General features: G+C 46.4%; 15 protein-coding genes, 2 tRNA genes and 1 rRNA gene. 8 read left to right on the forward strand and 10 right to left on the reverse strand.

The features are described from left to right. Nucleotides 1-285: 285 nt before the first annotated feature. The 7 genes from EAO33_RS09170 to fumC all read right to left on the reverse strand — a co-directional run bounded on the left by EAO33_RS09170 (nt 286) and on the right by fumC (nt 3667). On the reverse strand, nt 286-462 hold the full coding sequence (locus EAO33_RS09170) for a hypothetical protein (protein WP_162982268.1): 177 nt from the start codon (nt 460-462) through the stop codon (nt 286-288). Next, nucleotides 452-619 carry a hypothetical protein gene (locus EAO33_RS08405; RefSeq protein WP_162982269.1) on the reverse strand — a complete coding sequence of 56 codons (168 nt, stop codon included), beginning with the start codon at nt 617-619 and terminating at the stop codon, nt 452-454. The genes EAO33_RS09170 and EAO33_RS08405 overlap by 11 nt, the downstream gene beginning before the upstream one ends. A gap of 256 nt (nt 620-875) precedes the next feature. Next, nucleotides 876-998, reverse strand: a complete 123-nt coding sequence (locus tag EAO33_RS09780) for a hypothetical protein (RefSeq protein ID WP_268877480.1) — start codon at nt 996-998, stop codon at nt 876-878. Between the two features lie 24 nt (nt 999-1022). After that, complete coding sequence (locus EAO33_RS09620) at nt 1023-1130, reverse strand: HNH endonuclease (RefSeq protein WP_235853154.1); 108 nt, start codon at nt 1128-1130, stop codon at nt 1023-1025. Next, nucleotides 1090-1458, reverse strand: a complete 369-nt coding sequence (locus EAO33_RS09625) for a hypothetical protein (RefSeq protein ID WP_235853155.1) — start codon at nt 1456-1458, stop codon at nt 1090-1092. The genes EAO33_RS09620 and EAO33_RS09625 overlap by 41 nt, the downstream gene beginning before the upstream one ends. Then, nucleotides 1448-2224, reverse strand: coding sequence for a DNA-methyltransferase (locus EAO33_RS08415; RefSeq protein ID WP_120946306.1), 777 nt, complete (start codon nt 2222-2224; stop codon nt 1448-1450). The genes EAO33_RS09625 and EAO33_RS08415 overlap by 11 nt, the downstream gene beginning before the upstream one ends. A 51-nt stretch (nt 2225-2275) precedes the next feature. Next, nucleotides 2276-3667: a class II fumarate hydratase gene (gene fumC, locus EAO33_RS08420; RefSeq protein ID WP_120946307.1), complete on the reverse strand. Its 1392-nt coding sequence runs from the start codon at nt 3665-3667 to the stop codon at nt 2276-2278. Nucleotides 3668-3779: 112 nt separating this feature from the next. On the opposite strand from fumC, the gene EAO33_RS08425 reads away from it, so the two are divergent. From EAO33_RS08425 to EAO33_RS08460, 8 genes are read left to right on the forward strand one after another with little or no spacing between them, the layout of a single operon-like run. After that, entirely contained in the window at nt 3780-4157 is a 378-nt protein-coding gene (locus EAO33_RS08425; RefSeq protein WP_120946309.1) for a FixH family protein, read from the forward strand. After that, entirely contained in the window at nt 4154-5404 is a 1251-nt protein-coding gene (gene crdB / locus EAO33_RS08430) for a copper resistance outer membrane protein CrdB (protein ID WP_235853156.1), read from the forward strand. Before EAO33_RS08425 ends, crdB begins: the two co-directional genes overlap by 4 nt. Next, entirely contained in the window at nt 5404-6348 is a 945-nt protein-coding gene (locus tag EAO33_RS08435) for an efflux RND transporter periplasmic adaptor subunit (protein ID WP_120946311.1), read from the forward strand. Before crdB ends, EAO33_RS08435 begins: the two co-directional genes overlap by 1 nt. Then, a complete protein-coding gene (locus EAO33_RS08440) occupies nt 6348-9437 on the forward strand; it encodes an efflux RND transporter permease subunit (protein ID WP_120946312.1) in 3090 nt (1029 codons plus the stop codon). The genes EAO33_RS08435 and EAO33_RS08440 overlap by 1 nt, the downstream gene beginning before the upstream one ends. A 57-nt stretch (nt 9438-9494) precedes the next feature. After that, entirely contained in the window at nt 9495-10520 is a 1026-nt protein-coding gene (locus tag EAO33_RS08445) for a YeiH family protein (RefSeq protein WP_120946314.1), read from the forward strand. 1 nt (nt 10521) lies between these two features. Beyond that, nucleotides 10522-11577, forward strand: coding sequence for a YkvI family membrane protein (locus EAO33_RS08450; RefSeq protein ID WP_120946316.1), 1056 nt, complete (start codon nt 10522-10524; stop codon nt 11575-11577). A gap of 10 nt (nt 11578-11587) precedes the next feature. Further along, nucleotides 11588-12211 carry a copper response regulator transcription factor CrdR gene (gene crdR / locus EAO33_RS08455; protein ID WP_328590023.1) on the forward strand — a complete coding sequence of 208 codons (624 nt, stop codon included), beginning with the start codon at nt 11588-11590 and terminating at the stop codon, nt 12209-12211. Then, on the forward strand, nt 12208-13398 hold the full coding sequence (locus tag EAO33_RS08460; RefSeq protein WP_120946320.1) for a sensor histidine kinase: 1191 nt from the start codon (nt 12208-12210) through the stop codon (nt 13396-13398). Before crdR ends, EAO33_RS08460 begins: the two co-directional genes overlap by 4 nt. Before the next feature lie 12 nt (nt 13399-13410). Here EAO33_RS08460 and EAO33_RS08465 read toward each other — a convergent pair. The 3 genes from EAO33_RS08465 to EAO33_RS08475 all read right to left on the reverse strand — a co-directional run. Then, nucleotides 13411-13486 (reverse strand) — tRNA-Ala (locus EAO33_RS08465). Between the two features lie 24 nt (nt 13487-13510). Continuing rightward, nucleotides 13511-13587, reverse strand: a tRNA-Ile gene (locus EAO33_RS08470). 116 nt (nt 13588-13703) lie between these two features. Continuing rightward, nucleotides 13704-13771, reverse strand: a 16S ribosomal RNA gene (locus EAO33_RS08475); the annotation flags it as partial.

Genomic DNA, 13771 nt, shown 5'->3' on the forward strand with positions numbered 1-13771 from the left:
CACATACTCTAACACCCCTAAGTCCTTATGCGGTCTGCTAGGCTTTTGCACATTGCAAGGTGTGGGCACGAACACATCTTTATACACCACTCTAGGCGCGCACCCTAGTAAGAAAAACACACAGATCACAAGTCTAATCATCTAATCCCTTATTGTAGTGCATTTGCAAAAGCAAAAAAAGGGTTAAGGCTTAAGGGTGGGGGTTGGAGAGTTGTGCTAAGATTATCGGGGTTTAAGGGTAGATGCTCACCCTTTCTAAAAGCCTTAAGAGAGGATAAAGCGGGTCTAAATCTTTCTTAACTGCCCAACTTTTGGGCGTGTGCTAAGTTGATCCATAGAGGCGCGCACCCCCTCTATCACGCCATTGCTAGTTTGCAAAGACAACGCCCGGCGTGCGGCTTGCATACTAGCTCTAAAAGCGTCTAGTTGCGGACGGATTCTAACACTTAATTCAGTTTGCATCAATCAATCCTTTAAAAGGCGGATGCGCTAGAGCGCGCTTGACATTCTCTCTAGCGATGCGCGCATACTCAGCACTCTTTTCTACCCCAATAAAAGGGTTAAAGCTTTTAAAGCCTATGGCTAGGGGTTTTTTAGGGGCTTTTGAGGCATAACTCAACCCCCTTTTTAATCTAAAATCACCCCCGCGCGCAAGACAAAGGCAAGACAAGAACACGCGCCATAAAAGAAAAACGCTCACCCTAAGCCCAAAAAGATTAAATCACTTGGCACACATTAAAAAACCTAAAATACGCCCAGCTTAAAAGTTCTTTGGCTTATCAGTGTTGCAACAATGGCACAGAGTGCGCCAGTGCACGCCTAGAAAGATGCCCTTATACATCTTGTTTAGCGCGCTTTGCAATGCATAAATCTCTTTAGTGCTTTTTCCACACCACATGCCCGTTGATCCCATGTTTTTCATAGACCTCTAGCACTTCTTCTAAAAATGCGATGAGTTTTTCATCACCCTCCTCTCTTGCGCTTTCTAGCAAACGCATAAACATTTTCTTACCCGTTTCGGTTTAGTTAAAGTTCTTTTTTAAGAAATTGTGCCGTGCGCACAGAGTTTGCCCATTTTCTAAGCACGCCTTACCGCCCAAATCTTTGGGCTTGATATGATCGACACGCAACTTTTGCTCCTTCTTTTTGCCCCGCTCCACAGATGACACAAGCATGCCCATCTCTTTTTAAAATTTGCTTTTTGAGCACGGGACTAAAATCCTCTAAATCTTGGCGTAACACAAAATGCGGATCGTAACGATAAACTCCCTTAGCAACCTTGATCAATTGCCCTTTTTGGTGTAAGGAGCGAATGCCTCTATCTGGGTCTCTAAAAACTTTGCCCGTGCGCTCTTTGTATGTTTGCACCACCCAATCGACCACCTCCGGATGCGCGGTGTCTCTATGGGGGTTATTTTTAAAAAACTCCATGATTAAATCTTGCTGACTAATGCCCATTTTGCGCCTCCAAAACCTTTAAAAACCGCGCTTTGGCTAGATCGCAATATTTCTTGTCTAGCTCAATACCTATAAAGGCGCGCCGGTTGGCATACGCTTCTAACATAGTCGTCCCGCTCCCGCTGAAAGGATCGCAGATCACATCGCCTACAAAAGAAAAGAGTTTGATACAGCGGCGGGGCAATTCTCTAGGAAAGGGTGCCGGGTGTCCGATGCGCTTTTTAGACTCCCCATTAAACTGCCATAAGCCATTAGTCCAGCTCATAAACTCCTCCTTAGTGATGTCGCTTGCCCCCTTATTTTGCTTTTTCCACACCTGTTTATACAAGATGACAATGAGCTCCACCGGAGCGATCACATAGGGCGCGCTTGCGCTAAGCCAGCTCCCCCACGCCGTGCGCCTAGAGATATTGCCCTCATTCCACACAATGCTACTATGATAAGACCACCCAATCTTTTTAGCGAGGTTAATGAGATCTGCGCCCACGCTTTGTTGCCCGCCTTTATTCTTATCTAAGGGGATATTTAAGCAGAGCCGCCCGCTTCTCTTAGCCCATTGGTAGGCGTTCTCAAGCCAAAGCGCGCTAAAGTCTAAATACTCTTGGTAGCTTTGGTTATCCGCATGGGCGTTGTAGTCCATGCCCACATTGTAGGGTGGGGAGGTGATGAGACAATCTAGGCTGTCTTTTTCTAGGATGCTTGGGTCTAAGGCGTTGGCGTTGTATAAGCAGATTTGATCGTGGGTGAAAAAGGGGGGCGTTTTTATAGCCCACCCTTTTGGGTGTTTTTGGCATGCATTTTAAGCTTGCTTAAGGGCTCACGCCTTAGGCGCGATCATGTTCGCTGGATTGACAAAATTGTCAAAATCCTGCGCGCTCACTAGCCCTAATTCTTGTGCAGACTCTTTTAGACTGATGTGTTTTTTATGGGCGTTTTTAGCGACTTTGGCGGCGTTTTCATAGCCAATATGGGGGTTGAGTGCGGTTACTAGCATTAAAGAGTGGTGCAGATAGTGATCGATCTTTTCTTTGTTGGGCGTGATTCCCACCGCGCAATGGGCATTAAAGCTCTCCATGCCATCAGCAAGCAGTTCCAAACTTTGCAAGAAGTTATAGGTGATCACGGGTTTAAAGACATTGAGCTCAAAATTACCTTGAGAGGCGGCAAAACCGATCGCTGCATCATTGCCCATTACCTGCACAGCGACCATCGTTAACGCCTCGCACTGGGTGGGATTGACTTTGCCCGGCATTATGGAGCTCCCGGGCTCATTTTCTGGGATATTGAGCTCACCCAAACCACAGCGCGGACCACTGGCTAGCCATCTCACATCATTGGCGATCTTCATCAAATTAGCCGCTAGAGCTTTGAGCGCACCATGCGCAAAGGTGAGAGCGTCATGGCTGGTGAGCGCGTGGAATTTATTAGGCGCGCTTTTGAAAGTGTGCCCTGTAAGGCGAGTTAGTTCCTCAGCGACTTTTTCAGATAATTGAGGGTGCGCATTTAAACCCGTGCCCACCGCTGTGCCTCCAATAGCTAGCTCGCTTAAACCCTCCAAACTTTGCAGAATTTGGGCTTTAGAATGCTCGAGCATGCTCACATACCCGCTAAACTCCTGCCCTAGGGTTAGGGGTGTGGCATCTTGCAGATGAGTGCGCCCGATTTTAATAATATCTTTAAACTCTGTGCTCTTGGCTTGCAAGGTGGCGTGTAGTTTATCTAGGGCGGGCAAAAGGGTTTTATGCAATTCGAGCACGCTCACAATGTGCATGGCAGTGGGGAAGGTGTCATTAGAGCTTTGGGACATGTTGACATGGTCGTTAGGGTGGATGAGCTTCTCTTTTCTAAAATCCCCCCCCAAAATTTCAGTAGCGCGGTTGGCAATCACCTCATTGACATTCATATTGCTCTGTGTCCCACTCCCGGTCTGCCAAATGGCTAAAGGGAACATGTCGGCTAGTTGCCCGGCGATCACCTCATCGCAGGCTTGCACGATGGCTTGGGATTTTTGCGCATCTAACTTACCTAATTGCGCATTCACCACCGCTACAGAGCGTTTGAGTTTAGCAAAGGCTCTAATGAGCGCGGGGGGCATTTTTTCTGTGCCAATTTTAAAGTTTTCAAAGCTCCTTTGGGTTTGTGCGCCCCAATACTTGCTATCCTCTACCTTGACCTCCCCCATAGTGTCATGTTCAACGCGATAAGACATACTTTTCCTTTAGTTATAAGATGAAAAATTCTAACACGGCAACCTTTAATTTCCACAAATGATCCACAGAAATACACTACTATAACGGCATCTTATTTTGTAAGGAGTTTAGATGAAAAAATGGCATGTGTTGGCACTAGCGTGCGCCTTGAGTTTGGGGAGCTTACAGGCGTGGGACTTAAAGATCAAGGCTAAAGAGGTAGAAACCCTTTTAAAATCCGATCAAAAGCCCGTGAGTGGGAATAACCACTTTACTTTGAGTCCTACCCTCAAGGGTAAGCCCCTCAAAGGCGCGCATGTGAAGGTGAAATTTAGCATGCCTGAAATGCCCGGTATGCCTGCCATGCATGAGAGTGCCCAAGTGAAAGAAAAGGACGGGGTTTATGATGTGAAAGTCAATCTACCGATGGGGGGCACTTGGCAAATTAGAGTAGACATTAAAACTAAAGAGGGCAAACTCTACAAAGGCAAGGGCAGTATCGATCTATGAGATTGAAGGCTTTGTTCTGGGGGGTGCTTTTGATGCTGGGAGGCTTAAAGGCGTGGCATCAAGAGGCTAGCTTGGAGTCTGTGAGCGTGAGTGCGCCCCTGCCAAGCAAACGCCTAGACTTGCCTAGTATTTACAACAAATTTTTGCACAAGAACGCTAAAATCGCTAGCTTGCAAGCCCAAATTGAGAGTTTGCAAGCCCAAGCTAAAGCGGTGGCGCGTTGGGATAACCCGATTTTGTATGTGGGCTATAACAACGCCGATGTGTTCAATTTCTTTATTTTAGATTCTAGTTTCATGCAAAGCATCAGCGTAGGGATTAGCCAAAAATTTGATGTGAATGCTAAGAGGCGCACCCAAGCCCAAGTGGTGGATTTAGAACGCCAAAAGAAACTTTTAGAGCTCCAAAAGCTCAAACAAGAGATCGCTATTGGCGTGCTCACCAATGCGATCCAAGTCTATAAAAATACCCAAAAGCTTGCCCTGCTCAAAGATGCGTTAAATAACCTAGAGAATCTGCTCTACAACGCCCAAAATGCGAGCAACCCGGATTTGATCGCCATTGCCAAAATTGAAGTGCTTAAATCCCAACTAGAGATCAAACAAAACGATTTACAAGACGCGCTAGAAGATAATAAGATCAACATTAGCGAATTGACCTTTAACCAAAGTGATCTACTCTCTTTAGCACCCCAGAGCATGACACTAGACAACACGCAAGAACTCCAAAACATCATGGCAAGCAATTACGACATCAAAATCGCCCGCTTGCAAGACGCTCAGGCGCGCAAAAACATCACTCTAGCTAAAAAGAGTTTTTTAGAAGACATCAATGTTACAGCGAACTATCTCTTCAGACAGCGCATTTTTGACATGTTCACCATCGGGGTAGCTATCCCCCTGCCTATTTATGGCAAACAGAGTAACACTCTCCAACAGCGCAAACAAGAGCACTTAATGGCGTTAAACAACATTGACAACACCATTAACCAAGTGCGCCACCGCGCTAAGAAGTTGTTTAAGAAAATGGCGCAACTCCAAAAAAATCTCTCCAGCATAGAGACCATTTTAAAGGCAAGCGGGCGCATTGTGCATATCTATGAAAAAAATTTGATCTCTGCTAACGGGGATTACAATAGCTATTACAATGCCTTTAACGATGCAATTAATATCAAGCTCTCTAAGATCGACACCCTTAGCGAGCTCAATACGACCTATTTGGCGTTAGAAAATCTCAAGGGGCTTTGATGAGAATTATTGGGCTATATATGGCGTTGCTAGGCGCGCTGTGGGGGGCACAGGACACCATTAAGGTTACCCTTAAAGAAATCGCCCCCTTTAGGCAGTATTATGCCAGCTTGCAACCAGACGAACAAAAAAGTTTCACCTATACTCTGCGCTTTGATGGCTATATTGAAAAGCTTTATGCCAATCAAACCTACAAGCCTATTAAAGTAGGACAGAAACTCTTTAGTGTGTATGCCCCCGCACTCATAGGGGTGCAAAGCGAATTGCTTTCGGCATTGCACTTTAATAGACAAGTAGAGGAGATCAAAGAAAAATTACGCTTACTGGGGGTGGGAGAGGGGGAGATCGCTAATATCATCAAGGATAAAAAAATCCACAACCGCATTGTAATGCGCTCGCAATTTAACGGAGTGATCTTTGCTAAGAATATCCAAGAGGGCGGCTTTGTCAAGAGTGGCGCAACCCTCTATGAAATTGTAGATTTGAGCGCGCTCTATGTGATCGCCCAAGTCAATCAAGAAGATTTAGACTTTGTGCGCCATATGGACAGCGCACGCGCGCGTATAGAGGGCATCAAGGGAGATTTTAGCCTACAGCTAGATAATATCAACCCCCTCATCAATCCCCAAACCAAAATGTTGCAAGTGCGCTTTGTGCTGGCTAATCCGCAAAATCTATTTTTTCCTAACATGTTTGCTAAGGTAACTTTATTCCAAAAAGCCCAAAAAGGCTTAGTCTTGCCCAAAGAGGCAGTGTTGGTCAAAAACGATAAAGCCTTTGTTTTCAAAAAAGAGGACAATGAGTTTGAGATCACAGAGATCAAGGCTAGGCGCAATAGCGATGGGAGTTATGAAATCCTAAAGGGTTTGCAAGAAAATGACGAGGTGGCTAAAAACGCGCTCTTTATCTTGGACGCCGATGCGATCAATAATGGGGATGAGTGATGATCAATGCGATCATTTCTTGGAGTTTAAAAAATAAGCTCATTGTGATCTTGGTGGTGGGCTTGCTCTTTTTGCTTTCCCTTTGGGCAATTAAAGAAACCCGCCTAGACGCTCTACCCGATCTCTCTCCCACGCAGGTGGTCGTGCAGGTGAGTTACCCCAACCAAAGCCCCCAAGTGGTGCAAGAACAGGCGGTTTATCCTTTAGTGTCTAATTTTATGGGGATTGCTGACATTGAAACCGTGCGCGGGATTTCTAGCTATGAAACGGGACTAATCTACATCATCTTTAAAGACAAGGTGGATTTATACTTTGCACGCGATCGGGTGTCCGAACAGATGGCGCGTGTGCGCCTGCCCTCTGAGGTCAAGGTAGAGATGGGCAGCGATGCCACCTCTATTGGCTGGGCTTACCAATACGCGCTTAAAAGCAAGAGTAAGAATTTAGCCGAGTTGAAGACCTTGCAGGATTTCTATTTTCGCTACGCACTCTTAGGGGTAGATGGAGTGAGTGAGGTTGCCAGTATCGGGGGTTTTGAGAAAAACTACGAAGTAACGCTAAATAATGACGCATTGGTGCAATACGATTTGAGCGTAGCCGATGTGGTGCAAGCCATTAAAAAATCCAATGCAGACATGGGTGGGGGGGTGATCTTAGAAAATGGCTTTGAGAAGATCATCCACGCGCAAGGCTATACCAAGAGCTTAAAAGATTTGGGGGAGATTGTGCTCAAAACCCCTAATCTCACCCCTATTAAGCTTAAAGACATTGCCACGCTCAACTTAACTCCAAAGCCGCGCCGCTCAGTGGCAAATCTCAATGGCACGGACGAAGTGGTGGGCGGGGTGGTGATGGTGCGCTACCATGCCGACACTTACAGCATTTTAAAGCGCATTAAAGAGAAGATCGCCACCTTGCAAGAGAGTAACCCAGATGTGCAGATTGTGCCCGTCTATGATCGTAGCGAGCTCATTGAAAAGGGGGTGGCTAATCTCATCCACACCCTCATAGAAGAGAGTGTCATCGTCTTAGTCATCATCGCGTTATTCTTATTGCACTTTAGAAGCGCGCTAGTGGTGATCATCACTTTACCCCTATGTGTGTGCTTGAGTTTTTTGCTGATGCACTTTTTCAACATTGAGGCGAGCATTATGAGCTTGGGCGGGATAGCCATTGCCATTGGGGCGATGGTGGATGCTGCCATTGTGATGGTAGAAAATGCGCATAAGTATTTGCAACATACAAACATGCAAGATGAGCAAGCGCGCCAAAGCGCGATCATTAAGGGCGTGCAACAAGTTGGGCCGGCGATCTTTTTTGCCCTGATGATCATTGTGGTCTCCTTCTTGCCCATCTTTAATCTCACCGGGCAAGAAGAGAGGCTATTTTCTCCTCTAGCTTATACTAAAACCTTTGCGATGCTCATTGGGGCATTGCTTTCTATTAGCATTGTGCCTATCTTGATGATCTTTTTTATCAAAGGTAAGATTCGCCCCGAGTCCAAAAACCCCATCAACGCGTTCTTTATCGCCATTTATGGGGCTAGCCTCTCCTTTGTGTTGCGCTTTAGATTTTTCTTTTTAGCTTTAAGCGTGCTAGGCTTGGGCGGGCTTTATTTTGCCTATAAAAAGCTCAATTGGGAGTTTATCCCAGCCATTAATGAGGGCGTGGTGATGTATATGCCCGTAACCACCAATGCGGTAGGCATTGACACGGCTAAACAATACCTAGAGCGCACAAATCGTATTCTTAAAAGTGTAGATGAGGTCAAACAAGTCTTTGGCAAAGCCGGGCGGGCAAACACGAGCACCGATCCGGCCGCACTCTCCATGCTAGAAACCTATATTGAACTCAAACCCAAATCAGAGTGGAAGGAACAAATCACCTATAAACAGCTTAGAGACAAGCTAGAACACGCCCTACAAGTCAAGGGTTTGGTCAATTCTTGGACCTACCCCATCCGCGGGCGCATTGACATGCTTTTAACCGGGATTCGCACCCCCCTAGGCATTAAGCTTTATGGCAAAGACCCCGCACTCTTGCAAAACTTAGCCATTAGCATGGAACAACAGCTTAAAAATCTCCCCGAGTCCCTCTCTGTCTTTGCTGAAAAGTCTAATAATGGCTACTATCTCAATGTGGATTTACGCCCGGAGAAACTAGCCCAATACAATATCACTAAGCAAAGCGTGTTAGATATGGTCAATTTTGGGATGGGGGGCTCTGCCATTAGCACCCTTTTAGATGGGGTGGAGAGTTATCCTATCTCTGTGCGCCTTAAGGATGTAGAGCGTAACAATATTGAGAGTTTAGAAAATCTCTATATCAAAACCCCTTATAGCTTTGTGCCTCTGCGCACCTTTGCTAATATCTACTATGAAAACGCCCCGGCGGTGCTCAAGAGTGAAAAGGGGCTAGGGGTGCATTTTATTTACATTGTGCCAAAAAATGGGGTGAGTTCAGAGAGTTACCGCCAAGCCGCGCTCAAAGCCCTAGAGAATTTCAAGCTCCCTAGCGGGTATTATTATGAGTTCTCCGGGGAGAGTCAGTATTTAGATGAAGCCTTTGCAACCCTGCGCTACATCGTGCCCTTGAGTATTTTTGTGATCTTTATTCTCATTGTCTTTGCGCTCAAAAATACCACTAATTCTTTACTTTGTTTTCTCACTCTGCCCTTTGCCTTTTTAGGAGGGTTGGTCTTTATGGAGTTGCTAGGGCTTAACTTGAGTATTGCCGCTTTAGTGGGCTTTTTAGCCCTTTTAGGCGTTGCCTCTGAAACGGCGATTGTGATGATTATCTATTTAGAGGATGCTTACCAACACTTCTTAAAGCAGGGCGATCACACCCGCGCCAAACTCAAAGAGGCGATCATGCACGGGGCGGTGCAAAGAGTGCGCCCTAAATTGATGACCTTTTTTAGTATCTTGGTCTCTCTCATCCCTATCATGTATTCGCATGGCGTAGGCTCAGAGATCATGCACGCCATCGCTGCGCCCATGCTAGGGGGGATGATCACTAGCGTGGTGCTCACGCTCTTTATCATCCCTAGCGCGTATTTTGTGATCAAAAACGCGGGGCTGAAAGTGTAAAATTTTTATGCTATCCTAATAGGCGGCTTTGTGCCAACTTAAAGTTCTGGGGTTTGCATGTTTTTAGGGCTTGTGTTAGTGGGGGGGCTTAGCGTTCTGGCTCTCTATGGAGCGCATTTTCCCCTTTTGGCGCGCTACCATATCTCCCCCCTCTTAGTGGGGGTTTTGCTAGGACTTGCACTCTCCTTTATTTACCCTAGAATCGCTCATGCTACCCATGCAGGCGTGCACTTTAGCGCTAAAAAACTCCTGCGCTTAGGGATTATCTTGTATGGCTTTAATGTAACTACCCATGATATTTTGCACTATGGCTATACACCCTTGTTAATCGCCTTGATCGTGGTGGTAGTGGTCTTTTTGGTGGGGGTGTATTTGGGGCGTAAAATGGGCTTGGAGTTAGATTTAGCGATGCTTGTGGCATGCGGGAGTGCTGTATGTGGGGCAGCAGCTATCTTAGCTTTAGAGAGTGTGCTTAAATCTGCTCCCTATAAGGGCGTGGTGGCTGTGGGGACGGTGATCGTCTTTGGCTTGTTAGCCATGTTTATTTACCCCCTACTCTACCATATGGGCATTACCCCTTTGAGTCCCCTTAATGAGGGAGTTTATATCGGGGCTACCTTGCATGAAGTGGCTAATGTGGCTGGGGCGGCTAGCGGGATTTCCTTAGATGCCCAAAAAGCCGCCGTAACTATCAAAATGGTGCGCGTAATCATGCTCATTCCCCTACTCTTGGGCGTGTCTTTTTATCTCAAATACACCTCTAGCCACAACCACAGCCCACATAAAGCGCGTTTGCATATCCCTTATTTTGCCTTTGGGTTTTTAGGTGTGGTGGTTTTGCACTCCCATTTACAAGCCATATTTGGGGCGTTTGTGGGCGCGCGTGCGTTGCAAGAGAGTGTGCAGATGTTGCGCTACGCCTCTGTGGTGTGCTTAGTGTGCGCGATGACGGCTTTGGGCTTACAAGTGGAGATGAAAAAGTTTTTGCGTTTGGGGGGGAAAGCCTTTGGCTTGGCGCTGCTTTTATGGGGGATTTTAATGTTAGGAGGGTTTTTCTTAGTAAAAACGCTCATGGGAGATTGACATGTTAAAACAAGGAGTGTCTGTGGTGGGCGTGGCTTGCACCTATGTAGCCACGATTATAGGCGCAGGTTATGCCTCAGGGCAAGAGATTTTGCAATACTTCTCTTACTTTAGAGAGTGGGGGATTTGTGCGATCGCTTTAGCCTCTTTATTTTTCTTTCTCTTTGGGTATCTGCCTGTAGCATTGGCTTATCGCTTCAAGACTCAAGATTATCTATTAGCCATCAACCCCTCCAACAATCCAAGCGTGCGCCTTTTTTGCGATGCAATGATCACGCTTTCCTTATTCGGCACTTTGGTAGTGATGTTAGCCGGGGCGGGCACGACCTTTGAGCAAAAATTCCATGTGCCCTTGTTTGTGGGGGCTTTGGTGGTTTGTCTCTTGCTCATTGCCAACACGGCACTTGGGCTAAACATGATTGTTAAAGTGATGACATGGTTAACTCCCATCATGTTTGCTGGGATTATCCTAGTGGGGTGCTATGCCCTCTTGCACCCAGAGACACCTCAGCAAACCAGTGTGCCTATCAACCACAGTGCCCTATTATACAATTGGTGGTCTAGCGGGATTTTGTATGTGTCCTTTAACTTCCAACTAGCCATGGCAATTTTAGTCCCCATGAGCCAAAACACACCCCAAAAGATGATGCTTTTAGGTGTGTTGTTGGGTGCGTTATTGCTAGGAGGGGGCTGTTTCTTCTTATATGCTGTGCTAGAAAGCCATATTAGCCAAGTGGGTAGCACGAAGTTGCCCATGGTGATCTTGGCTAACCAAGTCCACGCTGGGTTTGGGGTGTTCTATGTGGTGGTGCTTTTTATGGGGCTTTATTCCACTGCCCTAACTTGCTTTTATGGTTCTGTGGCACGCTTATCTAAAGTCCTCAAACGCCGTGTTGGTTTGTGGGTGATTTTCGCAGTTGCGATTGGGGGCTTTTTTGCTAGCTTACTGGGTTTTAAAGATTTGGTGGGCATGATTTATCCGCTCTTGGGCTATGGAGGTATCCTCATCATGGGCTTGATCCTCTTTGTCTATATCTTCCAACCACGCCATGACTAGGCAACTTTTCTTGCTCGAAGACGACATGCTCTTACACCGACTCATTAAGGATTTTTTAGAGCAAGCCGGTTATAGGGTGGTGGGTGCTTATGACACCCCAAGCGCGTTAGAGATATTGGCTAAACAACGCTTTGATCTCTTGGTGCTAGATGTGCAATTGCCCGCAAGCGCGAATTTTGAAGCCCTGCAAGTGGTGCGCGAGCTAAAAATCCAAACCCCGGTAGTGGTGATTAGTGTGCTAAGCGACATTGTTTCTTTAAAAAAAGCTTTCAGCATTGGGGCGAGTGATTATCTCAAAAAACCCTTTGATTTAGAAGAGTTGCAGGTGCGAATCGAACGCCTGCTAGTGGCACAACAAATTGCTATCAATGCGCATGCACGCTATGAAGATGGTATCTTATGCGTGGGAGCTGAACGCTTTTTTCTTACCCCAAAGGAACGGCAATTATTAGAGTTTTTCTTACAGCATCCCCACCAAATCCTCAGCACCGAACAGATTATTGCCAATGTGTGGGCGTATGAAAGTGGACTAGATGATTCTACTTTGCGCACTTATATCAAGCATTTGCGCAAACTTTTAGGCAAGCAGAGTATCCAAAATATCAAGGGATTAGGGTATTGTTTTTGTCCATGAAACTCAATGCATACCAACGGCAATCGCTACGGCGTTTTTTAGGGCTTTATCTAGGATCTTCTTTTTTATTGATGGGTGCGATCGCGCTCTTGTTTTTTCTCTATGAAAAAAACGCGCTCTTACAAAATATCCAACAGCACATGCAATTACAGGCTAACAACCTAGCCCAAGACATCGTGTTAGAACACATGGAAGCTATGCCAAACCCCTTTGAACGCCTTTCTCTCAAGCACAATGCATTAGCCTTCGTGTTGTTGGACGCACGCAACAAAGTCCTGTATAAACACGGGTTTTTGGGGGGTAGTGCTCTTGTGTTCTTTGGCAAGGTGAAGAATCTCCCGCTGTTTTTAGAAAAAGAGGATGGGTTTTATTTAGTGGACAATAAGACTTTCGGGCATCTGGGTGTGGTTACTCTGATTTTACAACGCCCCAAACCTCCCCATCTTTTCGCCCCGCTCTATCATTGTATTTTAGTTGTGCTATTAGGGGCATGCGTGTGCGTGGGCTTGATAGCCTATGGGTTAGCGCGGCTATTTTTAAAGCCCATTAGCGATGAAGTGGCGCGTCTGGATCGCTTTAGCAAAGACATCGCCCATGAGCTCAACACCCCTATTGCTGCGTTGTTGATGAGCGCTAAGACTCTTGTGCGCCATACCCCCCAAGCCTTAGGTGTGTTAGTGAGCGCACGGCGTATTTTCCACCTGCACCACCAGTTAGCCTATCTTTTCATGCAGGATTTGCGCCCCGATACGCCCAGCTTGCTAGACTTGCAAGCTTTAGTGAGCCAACAAATTAGCGCTTTTAGCGATATGGCTGACTTCTACCAAATCCAACTCACTCACGACCTAGCTCCCAAAATCCTCAAAGCCCTAGAGGAAGATATGGTAACTTTGGTGAGTAATTTATTGATGAACGCTCTCAAATACACCCCCCCTAAGGGTGTGGTGCATGTGCGCTTGCAGGGCAATCTGAGTGTGAGCAATACCGGGCAACTCTTGAGCCCTCAAAGTGTGGAGCATCTTAGTGAGCGCTATGCGCGTGGCACACACTCCCAAAAGGGCTATGGCATTGGCTTAGATTTGGTGAGTAATATCTGCGCGCAATACCATTTTAGCTTAGAGATCAGCACACAAGGGGATTACAATGTCTTTAGTGTGATCTTCCCAACAAGCACCTTAGAAGCGTAATTTTAAAGTAAGTGGTGGAGGATAGCGGGCTCGAACCGCTGACCTCCTGCGTGCAAAGCAGGCGCTCTTCCAACTGAGCTAATCCCCCAAACAAAGAGAAGTAAAAGTGAGATGGTGGGCTTAAGAGGACTCGAACCTCTGACCTCACCCTTATCAGGGGTGCACTCTAACCACCTGAGCTATAAGCCCATCTACAAAAATTTAGCAAGCCCTTGGAGCTTGGTTTAATCTTAACCCCCAAGCAAGAGAGTCCACAGCGCAACGCTTTAGCCCAAGCAAGCAAATGCTAAGGGCAATTCTCTAAGAAAGGAGGTGATCCAACCGCAGGTTCACCTACGGTTACCTTGTTACGACTTCACCCCAGTCGCTGTGT

Origin of the sequence: Helicobacter labacensis, from assembly GCF_003660285.1 — a bacterium.
Taxonomy (GTDB): domain Bacteria; phylum Campylobacterota; class Campylobacteria; order Campylobacterales; family Helicobacteraceae; genus Helicobacter; species Helicobacter labacensis.